Origin of the sequence: Streptomyces flaveolus, assembly GCF_014648815.1 — a bacterium.
GTDB classification, from domain to species: Bacteria; Actinomycetota; Actinomycetes; order Streptomycetales; family Streptomycetaceae; genus Streptomyces; species Streptomyces flaveolus.
The window spans coordinates 64601-83013 of sequence record NZ_BMRV01000003.1; the positions used below are offsets into that span (position 1 = coordinate 64601).

General features: G+C 74.8%; 15 protein-coding genes. 5 read left to right on the top strand and 10 right to left on the bottom strand.

Annotated features, from left to right (window positions below; translation table 11 throughout):
• Positions 1 to 19: 19 nt before the first annotated feature.
• The 3 genes from IEZ05_RS07910 to IEZ05_RS07920 are packed head-to-tail and all read right to left on the bottom strand — an operon-like array spanning position 20 to position 3521.
• On the bottom strand, positions 20 to 1573 hold the full coding sequence (locus IEZ05_RS07910) for an FAD-dependent oxidoreductase (RefSeq protein WP_189229295.1): 1554 nt from the start codon (positions 1571 to 1573) through the stop codon (positions 20 to 22).
• Positions 1570 to 2301, bottom strand: a complete 732-nt coding sequence (locus IEZ05_RS07915) for a methyltransferase domain-containing protein (protein ID WP_189229296.1) — start codon at positions 2299 to 2301, stop codon at positions 1570 to 1572. The genes IEZ05_RS07910 and IEZ05_RS07915 overlap by 4 nt, the downstream gene beginning before the upstream one ends.
• 17 nt (positions 2302 to 2318) lie before the next feature.
• Positions 2319 to 3521 (bottom strand): lycopene cyclase family protein, encoded by a 1203-nt coding sequence (locus IEZ05_RS07920; protein WP_189229297.1) that lies wholly within the window; start codon positions 3519 to 3521, stop codon positions 2319 to 2321.
• A 453-nt stretch (positions 3522 to 3974) separates the two neighbouring features.
• Here IEZ05_RS07920 and crtI point away from each other — a divergent pair, with 453 nt between their 5' ends.
• The 5 genes from crtI to IEZ05_RS07945 all read left to right on the top strand — a co-directional run bounded on the left by crtI (position 3975) and on the right by IEZ05_RS07945 (position 9008).
• Entirely contained in the window at positions 3975 to 5477 is a 1503-nt protein-coding gene (gene crtI, locus IEZ05_RS07925) for a phytoene desaturase family protein (RefSeq protein WP_189229298.1), read from the top strand.
• Positions 5474 to 6469, top strand: a complete 996-nt coding sequence (locus IEZ05_RS07930) for a phytoene/squalene synthase family protein (protein ID WP_189229299.1) — start codon at positions 5474 to 5476, stop codon at positions 6467 to 6469. Before crtI ends, IEZ05_RS07930 begins: the two co-directional genes overlap by 4 nt.
• Positions 6466 to 7476: a DUF5914 domain-containing protein gene (locus IEZ05_RS07935; RefSeq protein ID WP_189229300.1), complete on the top strand. Its 1011-nt coding sequence runs from the start codon at positions 6466 to 6468 to the stop codon at positions 7474 to 7476. The genes IEZ05_RS07930 and IEZ05_RS07935 overlap by 4 nt, the downstream gene beginning before the upstream one ends.
• A gap of 16 nt (positions 7477 to 7492) precedes the next feature.
• The gene (locus tag IEZ05_RS07940; RefSeq protein WP_189229301.1) at positions 7493 to 7975 is read left to right on the top strand and encodes an MSMEG_6728 family protein; all 483 of its coding nucleotides are present in this window, start codon (positions 7493 to 7495) and stop codon (positions 7973 to 7975) included.
• Positions 7976 to 8069: 94 nt separating this feature from the next.
• Positions 8070 to 9008, top strand: a complete 939-nt coding sequence (locus tag IEZ05_RS07945) for a DMT family transporter (RefSeq protein WP_189229302.1) — start codon at positions 8070 to 8072, stop codon at positions 9006 to 9008.
• Here the strand turns inward: IEZ05_RS07945 and IEZ05_RS07950 are convergent.
• From IEZ05_RS07950 to IEZ05_RS07980, 7 genes are all read right to left on the bottom strand, one after another.
• Positions 8972 to 10459 carry an MFS transporter gene (locus IEZ05_RS07950; protein ID WP_189229796.1) on the bottom strand — a complete coding sequence of 496 codons (1488 nt, stop codon included), beginning with the start codon at positions 10457 to 10459 and terminating at the stop codon, positions 8972 to 8974. The two genes, IEZ05_RS07945 and IEZ05_RS07950, sit on opposite strands and share 37 nt — an antisense overlap.
• A gap of 294 nt (positions 10460 to 10753) precedes the next feature.
• Positions 10754 to 12079, bottom strand: a complete 1326-nt coding sequence (locus IEZ05_RS07955) for a lipase family protein (RefSeq protein WP_189229303.1) — start codon at positions 12077 to 12079, stop codon at positions 10754 to 10756.
• 296 nt (positions 12080 to 12375) lie between these two features.
• On the bottom strand, positions 12376 to 14445 hold the full coding sequence (locus IEZ05_RS07960; protein WP_189229304.1) for an iron ABC transporter permease: 2070 nt from the start codon (positions 14443 to 14445) through the stop codon (positions 12376 to 12378).
• Between the two features lie 7 nt (positions 14446 to 14452).
• Positions 14453 to 15436, bottom strand: a complete 984-nt coding sequence (locus IEZ05_RS07965; RefSeq protein WP_189229305.1) for an iron-siderophore ABC transporter substrate-binding protein — start codon at positions 15434 to 15436, stop codon at positions 14453 to 14455.
• Positions 15433 to 16293, bottom strand: coding sequence for a siderophore ABC transporter ATP-binding protein CdtA (gene cdtA / locus IEZ05_RS07970; RefSeq protein ID WP_189229306.1), 861 nt, complete (start codon positions 16291 to 16293; stop codon positions 15433 to 15435). The genes IEZ05_RS07965 and cdtA overlap by 4 nt, the downstream gene beginning before the upstream one ends.
• A gap of 103 nt (positions 16294 to 16396) precedes the next feature.
• Positions 16397 to 16960, bottom strand: coding sequence for an MSMEG_1061 family FMN-dependent PPOX-type flavoprotein (locus IEZ05_RS07975; RefSeq protein WP_229869603.1), 564 nt, complete (start codon positions 16958 to 16960; stop codon positions 16397 to 16399).
• A gap of 94 nt (positions 16961 to 17054) precedes the next feature.
• On the bottom strand, positions 17055 to 18248 hold the full coding sequence (locus tag IEZ05_RS07980) for a spore photoproduct lyase family protein (protein WP_189229308.1): 1194 nt from the start codon (positions 18246 to 18248) through the stop codon (positions 17055 to 17057).
• Positions 18249 to 18413: the final 165 nt, after the last annotated feature.

The window sequence follows — 18413 nt, forward strand, 5'->3', positions numbered from 1 at the left end:
GGCCCACGCGCCGGGCCGGTCAGCGCGGCCCGTACCGCCGTGCCAGGGCGCGCAGCGGGGCGGACCGCCCGCGGTCGGGGACCGTCCACAGCGGCTCGCCCCGCACCCCCCACCGCTCCAGCAGGGCGTTGGCCGCCAGGATCCCGGACGTGGCGGCGCGCTCCATCAGCGCCACGGGCAGGTCCGTACGGACCAGGTCCCCGGCGACGACGAGCGACGGGTCGGGCGTGCGGACCGTCGGACGGTCGCCGTGGCCCCCGACCGTGAACAGGGGACAGTCCGCCCGCCACTCGTGCCGCGCGGCGACGACCCGGGCCTGCCGCGTCTCCGGGTAGACCCGGTGCAACTGGCCGACGAGGCGTTTCTCCTCGACGTCCCGGACCACCGTCGACGGCAGCGCGTAGGCGTGGAGTTCGACCACCGACCCGCCCGTGCGGGCCGCCCAGCGGGCCGCCTCGCCCTCCCAGCGGGACAGCACGCTGACGTTGTCCAGCGAGCCGAAGCCGCTGGTGCCGAGGAAGCCGGGACGGCCGGCCGCGACGGGGCGGTCCAGCCACAACCGGGAGACCAGGAACGGCGGCGCCGTCCGCAGCCGGGCCACCCGCTCGCGCCAGGCGGCGTCCCCCAGTCCCGGCGATCGACCCACCACGGCCCGCAGACCGTCGGTGTCCAGAGCCAGCACGACGGCGTCGTACGCCCGGGCGCCGGCGCCGTCGGTGACCAGGTGTCCGCCGGACGGTCCGGGGCGGACGGCGTCGACGGGCGCTGCGGTCCGCACCTCGGCCCCGTACCGGGTCAGATGCCCGGCGAGGGGGTCCCACAGCGCCTGCGGGAAGGGCTCACGGGGCACGTCGAACAGCAGGCCCTCGCCGGAGCCGAGGAAGTAGATGTGGAACATCAGGGCCATCTCGGCGGCGGACAGCCGCCGAGGGTCCGCGAAGAAGCTGCGGGAGAACACCTCGAAGGCCAGATGCCGTGCGGCGGCGGGGAAACGCAGGGTGTCCAGGAATTCATGGGCGCTGACGTGGTCCAGCTGCTCGTACACGCGGCGGGTGCGCACGTCGAGCAGGGGCAGGGCGGCGGAGGGCCGCAGGGCGAGCAGGTCGCGCGGCCGGAAGCTCGGACTGAGGAGGGCGAAGCCGAGGGCGCTCCACGGGGGAGTGCGCGGCACGCGGCGGAAGCCGTCGCGCAGGCCGCTGCTGTGCAGCAGTGGATAGTCGGGCAGCCCGGTCAGCATGGCCAGCGCGGGATCGGTCCGGCGCAGCAGGGCCCGCAGGTTGTAGTACTGGCGGAAGAACGCGTGGAAGCCCCGGCTCATCGTCGCGGGCGTCCCGTCGGGCAGGGCGACGGGCCATCCGGACACCCGCCCGCCGAGCACCGGTTCGCGTTCGTGCAGCACCACGCGCGCCCCCCGTTCGGCGAGCACCGTCGCCGCCGCGAGGCCCGCGACGCCGCCGCCGATCACCGCCACGGACGGCGGATCACCGGCGATCCGGTCCCGGCCCGGCCGGGGCGCGATGAGCCGGGCGTGCCGGTCCCGCCCCGGAACCCGGGCCCCGTCGCGCCGGCTCACCGGACGGCGCCCGTCGCCTCGGCGGCACGCCGGCCGAGGAAGGTGTGCGTGATGCCCGTCTGCCACCCGGGCAGCGGCAGCACCCTGACCCGCTCGAAGCCGGCCCGGGCCAGCCGGGCGACGAAACCCGGCGCGGTGTCGAACTCGGCGACGCTGCGCCGCAGATGCCGGTACAGAGCGCGGTCGCCGGTGGCCGTGCCCAGCGGCACGATGACGCCCCGGCACACCGCGGACCACACCAGGCGGTCGGCGCGGCGCCCGCTGAGCGCGTACTCGTGCACCGCCAGCCCGCCGCCCGGCACGAGCAGCCGGTGCACCGACCGCAGGACGGCGTCGGGGTCGGCCAGGTTGCGGAAGAGGTAGGCGGCGAAGACCGCGTCGAACGGGCCGCTCACCCCGGCCGAGTGGAGCTCCTCCACCGGGGCGTGGACGAAACGCACCCGCGACGGCCACGGCTTGGCCCGCGCCGCGCGCAGCATGCCGGACGAGGCGTCGACCCCGGTGATCTCGGCGGCGGGGAACGCCGCGGCCAGCGCCGCCGTCGACGCGCCCGTGCCGCACCCCAGGTCGAGCACCCGGCGTCCGGCGCCGCCGTCCACGAGGGCGAGCCGCCGGGCGGAGCGGCGCAACTGGGCGTGGTAGCCGGGATTCAGCGCGACCAGCCGGTCGTAGCGCCCGGCGCCCCGGTCGAAGGCGGCGGCCAGCGCGGCATCGCGCAGCAGGGACATCGATGGCTCCCGAGGGGTCAGCGGGCGGTGGTGGGGCGGCGGGGCAGCCACGGCAGTTCGGCCGCCGTGCGCAGCATCGGCAGGACGGGGGTGCGCACGCCGACCGCGAGGTCCTCGTGGAGCCGGGTCCGCCCGTCGAGGAAGCGCAGCAGCCGCCGGGCGGGGACCCGGTCGAACAGCCGGAAGAAGAGATCGGGGCCGTCGACCCGGCCGGTGTCCAGCGCACGCAGCAGCACCGCGTCCATCAGCCGCGCCCGGGCCGGGTACGGGGCCGGCGGAACCGGGCTGCGGCCCGCGCGGACGGCGCGGGCGACGGCCTCCGACTGACGCTGTACGGCGGCGAACGTGTAGCCGGTGGAGGCCCGCGTCGCCCCGCCCGCCGTCCCGATCCGGAAGACGGTGCCGGAGCCCCCGGCCTGCCGCTCGAACAGCGCGTCGGTCATCGGGATCACCCCCTGCTCCGTCGACAGGACCTCCGCGGCGCCGGTGCGCAGGACGCGGCGCGTGTAGTCCTCGAGGGCGCCGTCGTACTGCTCCCGCGTCAGCGGCTCGGGGCCGAACTCCGTGTACTCGACCAGCGCGGTGTGCCGGCCGGTCGGCAGGACGTAGCCGAAGGACAGGCCGCGCGCCGGCTGCCGGGTGCGGAAGTCCATCAGGTCGACCACCGACGGGTCGAAGACCGGCCGTTCGGTGCGGACGAACCAGCCGCGGAAGTGCTGGAGGAGACGGGTGCGGGCGGCGGCCGGGCGGCCGGGCGGGCGGGAGTCGAAGACGCAGCGGGAACACAGCGAGACGGGTGCGCCGGCGGCGTCCGTGGCCGACAGGTGCGCGGTGCCGTCCGGCAGCGCGGTCACCGTGTCGACGGTGGCCTCCAGCCGCCGCAGCCCCGGCCGGTCCTTCAGATCGCGGTCCACGAGCGCCTCGAAGTCGTCCGAGCGGATCATCTTGTAGCGCGCGGGTGCGATGTGGCGCCGGACGGCCGTCCCGTCCCGGCCGCGCACCCGCAGCCACTCCCACGACGCCGTCACCGCCGGGTCGAAGCGGCCGGGACCCGTCTCCCAGAAGCACCAGGTGCGCGGCGGCGGCCGCAGCGCACCGGCGGGCGGCTCGATCAGGACGACGGAGGGGGCCGGACGGCGGGGTGTGCCCGCCGGGAGCCGGTGCGCCAGGGAGAGCCCCGCGGCCCCGGCACCGACCACGACGATGTCCGCGTCGACCACGCTGTGCCTCCTCCTTCCCGCCCCTGCGGCCGCCGTTCCGGACGACGGCGCGCGACGACCCGCACGGCCCGGCCGGCGAGCGCGCGACGGCTCGGCTGCGGCGGAGTATTCCCTCCCCGCGCCGCCCGTGGACGCACGGCGCGCTGGACGGAGCCGGGCGGGCACCCACCGGGGGCCCGGGTACCCGCCGGGCGGGTGACTGCCGGGAGTGAACGCGCCCCGCCGGCGTCGTGCCGCGGGCAAAGAGGGAAAGGCTGACGCCGACCCGCTCCGCGGGCCGGTGCCGGACGGTGCGTCCGCGGCGCGCCCGGCCGAAGCGGGCACGGCCAGCCGGTGAACCCCGCGCGGCACACCGCCGGGGTCGACGACGAGAGGACCCGCGATGCTCCCCAGCACGGCCGGCGACGGCAGGGACCGGCCGGGGCATCGGCCGCACGCGGGGGAGGACCCGCGATGACGCGCACGGTGCCCGGCCGCACCGGCCACGTGGTGGTCGTCGGGGCGGGACTCGCGGGCCTGTCCGCCGCCCTGCACCTGCTGGGCGCCGGACGGCGGGTGACGGTCGTGGAACGCGACCCGCTGCCCGGCGGCCGAGCCGGACGACGCGAACTCGGCGGCTACCACCTCGACACCGGCCCGACCGTCCTCACCATGCCCCACCTGGCCGACGAGGCGTTCGCGGCCGTCGGCGAGCGGCTGCGCGACCGCGTGGAACTCCTGCCCCTGCATCCCGCCTACCGGGCGTGCTTCGCCGACGGCGGCACCCTCGACGTCCACACCGACGCCGCCGCGATGGAGGCGGAGGTGGAACGGTTCGCCGGGCCCCGCGAGGCGGCCGGGTACCGGCGGCTGCGCTCCTGGCTCCAGCGGCTGTACGCCGTGCAGATGCGCCGGTTCATCGACGCCAACTTCGACTCGCCGCTCGGCCTGCTCACCCCCGACCTGGCCCGGCTCGCCGCCCTCGGCGGATTCGGCCGGCTGGACGCGCGCATCGGCCGCTTCCTCACGGACGAACGCCTCAAGCGGGTCTTCTCCTTCCAGGCCCTGTACGCCGGTGTCGCACCGGCCCGCGCCCTGGCCGCGTACGCCGTCATCGCCTACATGGACACCGTGGCCGGCGTGTACTTCCCGCGCGGCGGCATGCACGCCCTGCCCCGTGCCATGGCCGCCGCTGCCGCCGACGCCGGGGCCGACCTGCGCCTCGGACGGGACGTCACCCGCCTGGAGCGGTCCGGGAACCGGGTCACCGCGGTCGTCACCGCCCACGAACGCATCCCCTGCGACGCCGTCGTCCTCACCCCCGACCTGCCCGTCGTCCACCGGCTGCTGGGCCGCCGCCCGCGCCGCCCGCTGCGGCTGCGCCACGCGCCGTCCGCCGTCGTCCTGCACGCCGGCACCACCCGCACCTGGCCGCACCTCGCCCACCACACGCTGTCCTTCGGCGCCGCGTGGCGGCGGACCTTCGACGAACTGACCCGGACCGGCGCCCTCATGACCGACCCGTCCCTGCTGATCACCCGGCCCACCGCGGGCGACCCCGGCCTCGCCCCTGAGGGCCGCCACCTGCACTACGTCCTCGCCCCCTGCCCCAACACCGACATCGGGCCGGGCGCCGAAACCTGGACCGACCTCGCGCCCCGCTACCGCGACCGTCTGCTCGCCACCCTCGAACGCCGGGGACTCACCGGGATCGCCGCCGCCGTGGAGGCGGAGTGCCTGGTGACGCCGGCCGACTGGGCCGCCCAGGGCCATGCCGCGGGCACCCCCTTCTCGGTCGCCCACACCTTCGCCCAGACCGGGCCCTTCCGGCCCCGCAACCTGGTGCGCGGCACGGACAACGCGGTCCTCGCGGGCTGCGGCACCACTCCGGGCGTCGGGGTACCGACGGTGCTGATCTCGGGGAAGCTGGCCGCCGCCCGCATCACCGGCACGGCCACGGGGGGCGGGCGCCGATGACCCGCCGCGAACTGGACGCCGCCGGCATCACCGACCCCGTGCTGCGCGCCGCCTACGCCCGCTGCCGCCGCCTCAACGCCCGCCACGGACGCACCTACTTCCTGGCGACCCGCCTCCTGCCCGCCGACCGCAGACCGGCCGTGCACGCCCTCTACGGCTTCGCCCGGTGGGCCGACGACATCGTCGACGACATGGGAGCCGACGCGGCACCCGCCGAGCGCGCCGCCGCGCTGAACCGCCTCGAGGAACGCCTGCGGCAGGCGCTGGCCGGCGGCCGGCCCGACGGGGAGCCCGTCGCGCTCGCCGTCGCCGACACCGCCGCCCGCCACGCCATCGACCCCGCGCACTTCACCGCCTTCCTGGCCTCCATGCGCAGCGACCTCACGGTCACCGACTACGCCACGTACGAAGACCTGCGCGCCTACATGCACGGCTCGGCCGCGGTCATCGGCCTGCAGATGCTGCCCGTCCTCGGTACCGTCACGCCCCGCGCCGAGGCCGCCCCGCACGCCGCCGCGCTGGGCGTCGCCTTCCAGCTGACCAACTTCCTGCGGGACGTCGGCGAGGACCTGGACCGCGGCCGGATCTACCTCCCCGCGGACCTGCTGGCCGCGCACGGCGTGGAGCGGTCCCTGCTGCGCTGGAGCCGGCGCACCGGCCGTCACGACCGGCGCATCACCGCCGCACTGCGGGCGGCCGAGGACCTCACCCGGGCCGTCTACCGCGACGCCGCGCCGGGCATCGCGATGCTGGACCCCGTCTCCCGGCCCTGCATCCGCACGGCCTACGTGCTCTACCGGAACATCCTCGACGCCGTCGCGGACGGCGGGTACGCGGTACTGCACCGGCGCGCGGTGGTGTCCCGCGGACGGCGCGCGGCCGTCGCGGCGGACGGGCTCACCCGGGTACTGGCCGCGCGGCTCAGGGCCCGGGGCACGCAGTCCGCCTCACGTCCCCCGACGGTGCCCCACGAGACCGAGGAGGCCCGGTGAACCAGGCCCCCCGCCCCCGCCGGGGCCGGTACCCCCTGCGACTGCGCCGCCGCCCCGTCCCCTGGCAGCGGCAGCGCCCCACCTGGCGCGAGGCCAGGCCGGCCGTCATCGCCGGGGCCCTCGAGCGAGCCCTGGCGCGTCCCTCGGGCAACTGGTACGTCGTCGGCGCCGCCACCGACGTACGCCCCGCCCGCCCGCTGGCCGCGACGGTCGCGGGGCTGGAGGCCGTCGTCTGGCGGGACGCACACGGTCGCCTGGTCGGGGGTCCCGGGACCTGCCCGCACCTCGGTGCCCCGCTGGCCGACAGCCCGGTGCGGTGCGGCAGGCTCGTGTGCCACTGGCACGGACTCGCCCTGGACGGCGCCCCCTTCGCCGGCTGGGAACCCCTGCCGGTCCACGACGACGGCGTCCTGCTGTGGGTGCGGCTGGACGGCGTGGGGGAGGAGCCACCGGCCCCGGCCCCGGTCGTGCCCGCCAGGCCGGACCCGGCGCTGTCGCTGACGTCCGTCTGGCGCGGCACCGGCGTCTGCGAGCCGGAGGACGTCGTCGCCAACCGGCTCGACCCGTGGCACGGCGCCTGGTTCCACCCGTACTCCTTCGTGGACCTCACCGTCGTCCGGACCCCCGACGACACCGGCGCCGACGACCGCTTCGTGGTCGACGTCTCCTTCCGGCTCACCGGCCGGCTCGTCGTCCCCGTACGGGCCGAGTTCACCGCGCCCGAACCGCGCACCGTGGTCATGCGCATCACCGACGGCGAGGGCGCCGGGTCCGTCGTGGAGAGCCATGCCACGCCCCTCGGCCCCGACGACCGCGGCAGGCCGCGGACGACGGTGACCGAAGCGGTGCTGGCCACCTCGGACCGGCCCGGCTTCCCCGTGGCCCGCCGCCTGGCACCGGCCCTGCGCCCGCTGATGCGGGCCGCCGCGGGCCGTCTGTGGCGCGACGACCTCGCCTACGCCGAACGGCGCCGGGACCTGCGCCGTCGCGGCCTGTTCCCCGGCTGACCGGAGGAGGACCGTCATGCAGACCTTCCTGCCCCACCCCGGCTTCCGGGAGTCGGCGCTCACCCTGGACCGCCGCCGGCTGGGCAAGCAGCGGGTCGAGGCCCTCCAGGTGCTGCGCGGCCTCACCGTGCCCGGCTACGGCTGGCGCCGGCACCCGGCGGTGCGGATGTGGACCGGCTACGAGGAGGCCCTCGTCCGCTACGGCCTGGAGATCTGCCGGGTCTGGCGGGAACAGGGACACCAGGACAGCTGCGCCGCCCAGCTCGTCGCCGGCCTCGCCGCCTCCCGCCCCGGCACCCCGGTGCGCGACCAGCCGGAGCTGGCCGCCGCCGGGGAACTGCCGCCCTGGCTCGGCGACGACGCCTTCCACCGCAGCCACCGATCGGCACTCGTGCGCAAGGACCCGGACGCCTACGCCGGACTGTTCCCGGAGGTCCCGGACGACCTGCCCTACGTATGGCCGGCCTCGGACCGCGAGCCGGGGGAAGGGGGAGCGTAGTCCCCGAGCGAGGACGCCCCGCGCGGATTGGTCCCCGATGGCGCCCGGGAAGTGGACCTCATGGCGGACCGCCCCGCTCCCTAACGTCGTGGCCATGAACGCCACCACCACGCGCGGGTCCCTGCTCGCCGCGCTCGCCTGTGTCCTCGTCGGAGGCTCCTTCACCGCCAACAGCCTGCTCGGCGACTATCCGTACGCGGGCGGCCAGTTCCTGCGCTACGGCCTGGCCTTCCTGCTGCTCCTCCCGCTCGCCGGCCCCGGTGCCGCGGCCCGGCTGCGCACGCTCGGGGCGGGCCGGTGGCTCCGGCTCGCGCTGCTGGCCGCCGTCGGCATGGTCGGTTTCAACCTGGCCGTCCTCGCCGCCGAACGCACCGCCGAACCGGCGGTCCCCGGTGTCTTCGTCGGCTGCGCGCCCGTGGTGGTGGCCGTGCTCGTCCCCCTCCTGGACGGGCGCAGGCCGCAACGCGCCGTGCTGTACGGGGCGACGTTCGTGGCCGTCGGGGCGTTCACGGTCCAGGGCTGGGGCCGCACCGACGGCGCGGGCATCGCCTTCTCCGTGTGCGCCCTGGCCGGCGAGGTCGGGTTCGCGGTGCTCGCCGTGCCCGTCCTGCGTCCCCTGGGGCCGCGGCTGCTGTCCACGGTGGTGTCCGGGATCGCCGCAGTCGAGTCCGCGATCGCCGGAGTGCTGCTCGACGGCGCCGGGTGGCTGCGGCGGCCGGACGCGGTGGAGACCGGGGCGCTGCTGTGGCAGGCGGCGGTGGTCACCGTCGTGGGGTTCGTGTGCTGGTACATGGGCATGCAGCGCATCGGAGCCGAACGCGCCACCCTGTTCTCCGGTCTGATCCCGGTCGCCGCCGCCTGCACGGCCCCGCTCGTCGGCACGGGCTCCTACGGTGCCGCGCAGGCCGCGGGCAGCGCCCTCGTCTTCGCCGGGGTGGCGGTGGGCTCGGGGGCCCTGGCCGCCCGGTTCCCCCGACGCGGCGGCTCCGGGACGGGTCACCGGCTGGCGGAGCGCTCCTTGGAGAAGCTGTAGAGGTCCTCGGACGTGCTGATCAGCTCCCGCTGTTCGCCCCGCGAGCCGACCATGGGCTGCGATCCGCGCAGCGGCACCTGGGCGCTCTCCGGCAGGAACTTCACCGTGACCAGGCCGATGGCGCCGGCCGCCATCAGGTAGTAGGCGGGCATGAGCTCGTCCCCGGTGATGCTCACCAGTGCCTCGGTGACCAGGGGCGTGGTGCCGCCGAAGGCGGCGACGGCGAAGTTGAAGCCGATGCCCATGGCCGCGTAGCGGACGGCGGTCGGGAACAGGGCGGGCAGGGTGGCCGCGCTCGGCGCGGCGAAGCAGGCCAGCAGCGTGGACAGGATCAGGACCCCGAGGACGGGCGCCGCGGTGCCGTCCGACTTGAGCAGCAGGAACGCCGGCACGGCGAGGACGATCATCGCGGCGGCGCCGACGGCGTAGAGGGGGCGTCGGCCGACATGGTCGCTGAGCCGTCCGAGGAAGGTGATCAGGACGACGATCCACAGCATGCCGATCAGCACCAGCACGTCGGCGAAACCGCTGGAGCGGTCCAGGGTCTCGGTCTGGTACGTCGGCAGATAGCCGGTGACCATGTAGTTGGTGACGTTGTAGAGCAGCACGATGCCCATGCACAGGAGCAGCGGGCGCCAGTGGTCCTTGACGATGGTCCTGAACTCGCTGCCCGCCGACTCCTGGGCGAGGCTCTTCTCGTGCTCGTCGAGCTGCTGCTGGAAGGCGGGGGACTCCTCCAGCTTGAGCCGCATGTACAGGCCGATGACACCGAGCGGACCGGCGATCAGGAAGGGCAGTCGCCAGCCCCAGGAGAGCATCTGGGCGTCGGTCAGCCACAGGTTCAGGGCGGTGACCAGTGCCGAGCCGAGGGCGTAGCCGACGAAGGTGCCGAAGTCGAGCCAGCTGGACAGGAAGCCGCGCCGCCGGTCGGGCGAGTACTCGGCGACGAAGGTGGTGGCCCCGCCGTACTCACCGCCGGTGGAGAAGCCCTGGACCATCCGGGCGAGCAGCAGCAGGATCGGGGCGGCGATGCCGATGGTGGCGAAACTGGGGATCAGGCCGATGGAGAAGGTGCCGGCCGCCATCATGATCATGGTGGTGGCGAGCACCTTCTGCCGCCCGATGCGGTCCCCGAGGGGGCCGAAGACGAGACCGCCGAGCGGACGCACCACGAAGGCCGCGGCGAAGGTGGCGAACGACGAGATGACCTGGGCGGCCGGGGAGGCACCGGGGAAGAACACCTTGCCGATGGTGGCGGCCAGGTAGCTGTAGACGCCGAAGTCGAACCACTCCATGCAGTTGCCCAGGGCCGACGCGCCGACCGCGCGTTTCAGCAGGGGCTTCTCGACGACCTGGACGTCCTCCTCGCGGAAGGCCCGCTTGTTGCGGCGGAGCCGGCGGGTCAGCTCCTCACGCACCTGGTGCGGCAGTGCCGCGACCGTGCTCGGCATCTTCACCCGGCCGAGGGGGCCGGACCGGCCGTCAGGCTTCGCGTCCGTCACGCTGCTGCCTTTCTGTTGCTTCACCACGTTTCGCCTGAGCGAATTCTGCGCCGCAATGATCGTCCGGCGCATGCCAGAGCTGCTGCCCGTGTTCGCGCGGGTCACACCGGCGACCGGGCGATTCGGGGCCGCCCGGGTGCGTGACGGTGCCCGAGCCGTTTGCGGATTCGAATGTCCGGGCGAACGTGCGCGCGTACCCCGGCGGCCGTTCGCCGGGGTGCGCGCGGGTCGGTGCGGGGGCGCTCAGGGCTGTGCGGGCATGGTCCAGCAGTTGGAGCCGGCCGGCTTGCCGTCCAGCCGGTCGGTGAGCCACGAGATGGCGGTGCCCTGGTCGGTGAGCAGCGGCGCGGCGTGGTTCAGCAGGCCGCTGCCGACGCCGGGGAGCAGGACCGGCGCGTAGGTGACCTGGCCGCCCCTGCGGCACCAGTCGACGGCCAGCCGGCGGGCCTGCCCGTGCGGGACGAGGTCGTCGCTGACGCCCGTGGCCACGCGCACCGGACCGCTCGGCTTCGAGGTGCCGATGCGCTGCTTGTCGAGGAACGCCTGGAGTGCGGGCTCGGCCCGGACGATGTCACCGAGCGACTGGCCGGTCTTCGTCCAGGACGCGCTCTCGTCGCCTCCGTAGGAGAAGAGCGCGTCGCCGATGCACATGGTCGACAGGTCCTCCAGCGCCTTCTCGCCAGCGCTGTTCACGTACCGCTCGGCGATGGGCCGCAGGGCCGGTTCGCTCTGGAGGAAGCCGTTGAGCGACCAGCCCAGCGCGCCCGCGAGGTCGCTGCCGTCGATCGCCTCGGTCACCTTCGCCAGGTCGGCGGGCGGCGCGCCCGCGTAGGTGCCGGCCAGCTCGACGTCCGGGGCGTAGGTCGGCTGGAGTTCGGCCGCGGCGGCCGTCGCCCCGCCGCCCTGGCTGTAGCCGAACAGCCCCACGCGCGAGTCGGCGGTGACGGACGCCGAGTCCAGGGCGCGTGCGGCGCGTACGGCGTCCAGTACGGCATGGGCCTCGTCCACGCGGTTGACGTAGGTGTGCAGTCGGTCGGTGGTGCCGAGGCCCGCGTAGTCCGTGACGACGACCGCGACGCCGCGCGCGAGGAGGCGGTAGACCGACAGGTCCTCGTACCCGACCGAGACCGTCTCGCCGTTCAGCCGCAGCGGGTGCTCCAGGCCCATCGACGCGGCGCACTGGTCGCCCTGGCCCATGGTGCCGGGGGCGACCACGACCAGCGGGCGCGGCCCGTCGCCGCGCCAGCGGGCCGTCGGCTCGATGTAGGCGCCGGTGACGGCGACCGGTTCGCCGTTCGCGTCCGTGGACTTGTACATCAGGCGGGTCGCCCGTCCCGGCAGCGGGCCGCCGATGCTGGGCAGGCTCAGCGCGAGGCGGAGCGGCTCGCTGCGGATCAGGGTGCCGTCGGCGTCGGGCAGCGTGGCGGGCGGGGTGTAGAAGGCGGGGATCTCGATGCCGCGGGACACCACCGCGGCGGGACCGTCGGTGGCGGCGGCCGGGACGGCCTGGGCGCCGAGCGCGAGAGCCGCGGCGACGGCCGCGGCGAGCATGCGTGGGCGTGAGGGCATGGCGAACCTCCTGGGGAAGGGCCGGGCCGGTCGTCCGCCGGTCCGGTGGGTGAGGGGCCGTGTCGCGCTGCTCCTGTGGGGTGTCGGGACCGTAACCGGACAAGGGTTACCGCAGGTAGCGGTCGACTGGTTACGGTTCAGTAACTTGACGCTTCGTCCAACAACGGTCACGCGGCGAGCCGAAGCCGGTCGGGGAACGCACCACGCCCGGGAGCGGGCGGTCCGACACCGGAATCCGGTGTCGGACCGCCCGCTCCCGGGCGTCGTTCAGCAGACCGCCGAGGTCCCCGCCGCGGCTACCGCCTGCTGCGTACCAGCAGGTAGAGGAAGTACGGCGTCCCGATCACCGCCGTCATGAGTCCCGCGCCCAGCTGGGCCGGGGCGATCACCGTGCGGCCCAGCAGATCGGCCGTGCAGACGAGCGCGGCGCCCAGCAGCATCGCCACCGGGACGACCCGCACGTGCCGCCGGCCCACCAGGGCGCGTGCCGCGTGCGGCGCCACCAGGCCCACGAAGCCGATGGTGCCCGCGCAGGCCACGGCGGTCGCGCTGAGCAGCACGCTCAGCACCAGGAAGCCGAGCCGGCCCGGGCCCAGCGACAGGCCGAGCAGCCGGGGCGTGTCCTCGTCCAGGGAGAGCAGGTCCAGCTCGGTGCGCCGGGCCACGGCGACGACCGTGCCCACGGCCAGCACCAGGGCGACCGGCAGCACGTCCGGCATGCCGCGCCCGTAGGTGGAACCGGACAGCCAGGTCAGCGCCTTGGTGGCGTTGAACGGGTCGGTGAGCACGATCAGCAGGCTGATCAGCGCCGTCGTCGAGGCGGCGACGCCGATGCCGACGAGGACCAGCCGGTTCTGCTGGAAACCGCCCCGCGCGGCGAGCCCGAAGACGACGAACGCCGTGACTGCGGCCCCCGCGAACGCGGCACCGGCGACGGCCCACCCCCCGGCGACGGGCGCGGTCGTCACCAGGAGCACGGCACCCAGCGCGGCCCCGCCAGAGACGCCCAGGACGCTGGGTTCCGCCAGCGGGTTGCGGGTGACGGCCTGCACCAACGTGCCGGACAGGGCGAGCGCCGCACCCGCGCACAGCGCGGCGAGCACCCGCGGAACCCGGGTGTCCAGGACGAACGAGACGGCCCGCCCGGCGTTGCCCTGAGTCCAGTTGACGACGTCACCGAGGAGCAGCTTGCTGTCGCCCAGCAGCACGGCGGCGACGACCAGCCCGGCCAGGACGGCCACGAGAACGGCCACCGTGGCGAGGAACACCGCCCGGCCCGGGATGCGCAGCCGGTCCGGCGCACCGGCCCCCGCGGTGTCCCGCAGCCGCAGCGCCATCACGACCAGGAACACGGCGCCGACCAGACTCGTGACGACACCCGTGGGCACGGCCACCGACAGGTCGTCCGGCACCAGCGCCCGCAGCAGCACGTCCGACCCGAGCACCAGGGCCGCGCCGGTGAGCCCGGCGGCGGGCAGGGCCGTACGGGAGTACGCGTACCCGCGGAACCGGCGGGCGAGCGGGCGCACCAGGGCGGGCGCGGCCAGGCCGACGAAGCCGATCGGGCCGGCCAGCGTGACCGCCGCGGCGGACAGCAGCGCCGCCAGCACGACGACCGTGACGCGCGTGGCCCGCACCGGGACGCCCACGCCGCGCGCCGCGTCGTCGCCGAGGGCGAGCGCGTCCACCCGACGGGCGGTCAGCATCAGCCCCACCAGGCCGATCACGGCGACCGGCAGCATCTGGAGGACGCCGTCGAAGCCGTTCTGCGCGATGCTGCCCTGGTTCCACGCGTAGAGGCCCTTCGTCTGCTCGGGGAACAGCAGGAGCAACCCCTCGGTGACCGAGGTCAGGCCCAGCATCAGCGCGGAGCCGGCCAGGACGAGCCGGACGGTGCCCGTGCCGAGGCCGGACAGGCCGAGCACGACGGCCGCCGCCGCCAGGCCGCCGGCGAAGGCGACACCGGAGGAGGCGATCATCGGGAGCGAGACGCCGGTGGCGCCGACCAGCCCGAGGGCCAGGTACGAACCGGCGTTCACCGCGAGGGTGTCGGGCGAGGCGAGCACATTGCGGCTCACCGCCTGGAGCACGGCACCGGCCGTGCCGAGCACGACGCCGACCAGGAGGCCGGCGGTCATGCGCGGCAGCCGGGACGCGACGACGACCGACGCGTCGTCGGGGTCGGCCCGGCCGGTCAGGGCCTTGAACACCTCGGCCGGTCCGACGGCGGCGGTGCCCTGGGTGATGTCCACGACCGCGAGGACGGCGACCAGGAGGACGAGCCCGGCCGTCACCGCGGCCGCGCCCGACCGGGACGTGGGAGCCGTCGACGGACGGGCGACGGGTTTCGTTGCGGTGACGGCCATGGCCTCGCTACTTCGTCAGCGCGCCGACGAGGGCGTCGATGTACGCCGACATCGAGGCCGGACCGCCGAACATCCAGATGCCGTCGTCGAGCCGGTGCACGTCGCCGGCCTTCACGAACGGCAGGGACTTCCACACCGAGTTCTTGGCCAGCGCGCCGGTGAACGGGGTGGCGTTCGGGTCTTCGTCGTTGCCGATGTAGGCGAACTGGACGCCCTCGGGCAGCGCGGTCAGGCCCTCGACGTCGGTGGAGCCGAGACCGTAGGCCTCGTCGCCCTTCACCTTCCAGGCGTTGTTCAGGCCGATCGCCTCGTTGACCTCGCCGATGAGCGACGTCGCCGTGTAGGGGCGGACGGAGACCTGGTTGGAGGTGACGTAGCCGTCGGCGAAGGCGATGTCCTTGCCGGCCAGTCCCGCGCCGGCCAGGGCCTTCTTGCCCTCGGCGACCTTCGCCTCGAAGTCGTCGCGGACGGTCTTCGCCTTGTCGGTGGTGCCGGTGGCCTTGGCGATGAGGTCGACGTTCTCGAGCATCTGGCCGATCTGGTCGGTGCCGTCGGCGGACGTGACCTCCAGCACCGGGGCGACCTCGCGCAGCTGCTTCACGGCGGCCGGCGGCAGGTCCGTGGTGGCGACGATCAGGTCGGGGGCGAGCGAGGCGACGGTGTCCATGCTCGGCTCGCCGCGCGTGCCGATGTCCTTGGGCTCGTTCCTCAGCGGGGCGGCGGTGTCCCAGGTCTCGTAGCCCTTGACGTCCGCGACGCCGACCGGGTCGACACCGAGCTGGACGAGGCTCTCGACGACGTTCCACTCGGTGGCGACGACCTTGGTGGCCGGGCCGTCGAGCTTCACCTCGGTGCCCTTGCCGTCCTTGAGGGTGATGGCCTCGGAGGCCTTCTTCTCCGTCTTGTCGGCGGCGGGTTCGGTGGTGCCGCAGGCGGCGAGGGTCAGCGCCGCGGCGGTGGCGGCTGCCGCGGTGAGCAGGAGGCGTCTCATGAGGTGGTGCCGAGCCTTTCGGTTCGTATGTGGTGGCGGCCGATCGGGCGGGTGCGCAGCCGGCCGGTCAAGGGGTCGGTGTCGACGTCGATCCGGATGCCGTAGACGGCGGTCAGCCGTTCCGGCGTCAGGACGTCCTCGGGCGGGCCGTCGGCGACGATCCGGCCCGCTTCGAGCAGCGTGATCCGGTCGGCGACGGCCGCCGCCTGGTCGAGGTCGTGCAGGACGACTCCGACGGCGATCCCGTGGTCGTCCGCCAGGTCGCGGATGAGGTCGAGGAGTTCGATCTGGTAGCGCAGGTCCAGGTAGGTCGTCGGCTCGTCGAGGAGCAGGACACCGGTCTCCTGGGCGAGGCAGCTCGCGAGCCAGACCCGCTGCAACTGCCCGCCGGACAGGTGGTCGGCGCCGCGGCCGGCGAGGCCGTCGACGCCGGTGAGCGCGAGCGCCCGGTCGACGGCGGCCGGACCGTCCGGGTCCGGCCGGCCCCAGCGGCCCCGGTACGGATAGCGGCCGAACTCGACGACGTCCCGTACGGTCAGCCCGCCCGGGGTCGGCCTGCCCTGCGTCAGCAGCGCGACGTACCGGGAGAACTCACGTGCCGTCAGCGCCAGGCCGTCGGTGGTGCCGTCGATGCTGAGCGTGGCACTGCGGGCCCGCTGCAAGCGGGCGATCGTCCGCAGCAGCGTCGACTTCCCGCTGCCGTTCGGGCCCACCAGGACGGTCACTTCGCCGGGCCTGAGCCCGACCGCCGCGTCGTGCACGACATCGACGCCGTCGTACGACACGGTCACGCCCGTGGCCGACAGCTCATGGCCCCGCAGGCGCGGGGTACCGGCTGCGTCTTCACCAGATCTCACGTCGTGAAGGTTAGCCTAACCTAAGAAGTGCTGGTAGCGCCGGGTGTCGGAGACCTGGAGCGGGAGGCGGTCGGGTCCGGGCGGGGATCCCGAGGAGTGGTGGTCAACTCGCCTTCGGTGCCCTGGACTTCCACAGTCCGGCGCGGTTCAGGGAGGCCGGGCAATGGAGGTAGATCTCGTCGATCTCCAGGAGCAGCGCCAGATCCGGGCGCCGGCCCTCCCGTGCCATCGCGTCGAAGAACGGCGCGCCGGTGAGGACGCGGGCCCGGCCGTTGATCCGCAGCACCTCCTTACCGCCGGGGATCAGGTAGAGCAGTCCGGCGTGCGGGTTGTCGAGGACGTTGTGGAAGCTGTCCCCCCGCCGGTTGCCCGGCCGGTCCGGCAGGGCGAGGGTCCCGGCGTCCAGGACGTGTGTGAAGCCCGGGGCGTCGCCGCGCGGCGACACGTCGCAGTTGCCGTCCGCGTCGGAGGTGGCGAGGAGGCAGAAGGGGGAGCGGGCCAGCAGGTCCCGGTCGTCGTCCGTGAGCCGGTCGTGGACCTTGTCGATCACGACGGGCCAGGGCTCGCCCAGCAACTCGCGCAGTTCGGCGCGGGAGCCGACCTCGGTCCAGCCCCGGTCGGTGACGGCGTAGGGCCGCTCTCCGGTCGTGTCGATCGCGTGCGGCAAGGCCGACCCCCACAGGTGTGCGTCCGGTTGGATGGTTGCACGCAGCACATTAACCGACATTAGGTTCGCCTTACCTAACCGGTCGGCGGCGTCGTCAGAAGGCGTAGCGGATGCGCAGCCAGGGTGCGTGCGCGTCGACCAGCCCACGGAGCCGGGCGAGGGCGTCGGCCTTGACGCCGTTGCGGTAGCGCACGTTGAGTGCCCCGTTCTCGGAGCGCTTGGCCTGCTGGAGGTCCGGCCGCCACAGCGTCTCCTCCGCCCGCGGATGCCAGCCCAGGTTGACCTCGTGCAGCTCCCGGTTGTGCGTCAGCATGATCACTTCGGCGGCGGCCTGCCGCTTCACCCGGTCCGGCAGCACGTCGTCGAGGTGTCGCAGCAGCTCCGCCCAGGCCTCCTCCCAGCCCGGTCGCACGACCACGGGGGACAGGTTGAAGTGCACCTCGTACCCGGCGTCCAGGAAGTCGCCCGCCGCGGCGATGCGTTCGGCGACCGGGGAGGTGCGCAGGTCCAGCAGCCGTGAGTCGTCCGGCGGCATCAGCGAGAAGCGGATCCGGGTCCGGCCCCGCGGGTCGAGGGCGAGCAGGTCCGGATTGACGAACTTGGTGGCGAAGGACGCCTTGGCCGTCGGCCACTGCCGGAAGGCGTGCACCAGGTCCGCGGTGTTGTCGCAGATCAGGGCGTCCACCGAACAGTCGCCGTTCTCGCCGATGTCGTACACCCAGGCCTCGGGGTCGCACTGGTTCGGCTCGGTCTTTGGCCCCTGCCGGGCGATGTGCCGGCCGAGGTGGGCGATCATCCGGTCGAGGTTGGTGAAGACGGTGACGGGGTTGGCGTACCCCTTGCGCCGGGGCACGTAGCAGTAGGCGCAGGCCATCGCGCAGCCGTTGGAGCCGCCCGGCGCGATCCAGTCCGCGGAGCGGCCGTTGGGACGCGTGGTCAGCGTCTTCTTCTCGCCGAGGACGAGCGTCTCGCCCTTGACCCGCACCCACCGCTCGACGTTGCCCTCGTTGCCGTGCAGTCCGGGGATGCGCCAGTGGGAGTCGACCTCGATCACGCGGGCGCCGGGAAACCGGGCGACGACCTGACGGCCGCGCGGGGACGCCGCGGCGGCCGGCTCGGCGTAGATCTCGCGCACGGGCAGCAGCCGGCGGGCCGCGGCCGAGTCCCGGAAGAGCGGACCGGGGACGGGCGCGGCGGCGGGTGCGGTGGCCGGGGACGGGGGCGACAGGGCGTCGAGGCCGAACAGAGTGCCGGAGCCGTCGTCCGGTGCGGTGGACGGGTCGTGCATGAGAACTCCGGTGCGCGAGTGCCAGGACGGACCCTCCCGGCCTCGGCGTGCCGCGGACGGTCCCGGTCCCTCCACTGTACGAAAGCGCGCGGCACCCTCCGCCGTGTCACCCGCCCCGTCGGGGGCATACGCGTGACACGGCACCGGCCCGGTGCCACCGATCCG

Excerpts from the sequence above, each read along its gene's own strand:
- IEZ05_RS07915 (WP_189229296.1), bottom strand. The coding sequence starts at position 2,301 with ATGTCCCTGCTGCGCGATGCCGCGCTGGCCGCCGCCTTCGACCGGGGC.
- crtI (WP_189229298.1), top strand. The coding sequence starts at position 3,975 with ATGACGCGCACGGTGCCCGGCCGCACCGGCCACGTGGTGGTCGTCGGG.
- IEZ05_RS07930 (WP_189229299.1), top strand. The coding sequence starts at position 5,474 with ATGACCCGCCGCGAACTGGACGCCGCCGGCATCACCGACCCCGTGCTG.
- IEZ05_RS07940 (WP_189229301.1), top strand. The coding sequence starts at position 7,493 with ATGCAGACCTTCCTGCCCCACCCCGGCTTCCGGGAGTCGGCGCTCACC.
- IEZ05_RS07945 (WP_189229302.1), top strand. The coding sequence starts at position 8,070 with ATGAACGCCACCACCACGCGCGGGTCCCTGCTCGCCGCGCTCGCCTGT.
- IEZ05_RS07950 (WP_189229796.1), bottom strand. The coding sequence starts at position 10,459 with ATGCCGAGCACGGTCGCGGCACTGCCGCACCAGGTGCGTGAGGAGCTG.
- IEZ05_RS07955 (WP_189229303.1), bottom strand. The coding sequence starts at position 12,079 with ATGCCCTCACGCCCACGCATGCTCGCCGCGGCCGTCGCCGCGGCTCTC.
- IEZ05_RS07960 (WP_189229304.1), bottom strand. The coding sequence starts at position 14,445 with ATGGCCGTCACCGCAACGAAACCCGTCGCCCGTCCGTCGACGGCTCCC.
- IEZ05_RS07965 (WP_189229305.1), bottom strand. The coding sequence starts at position 15,436 with ATGAGACGCCTCCTGCTCACCGCGGCAGCCGCCACCGCCGCGGCGCTG.
- IEZ05_RS07980 (WP_189229308.1), bottom strand. The coding sequence starts at position 18,248 with ATGCACGACCCGTCCACCGCACCGGACGACGGCTCCGGCACTCTGTTC.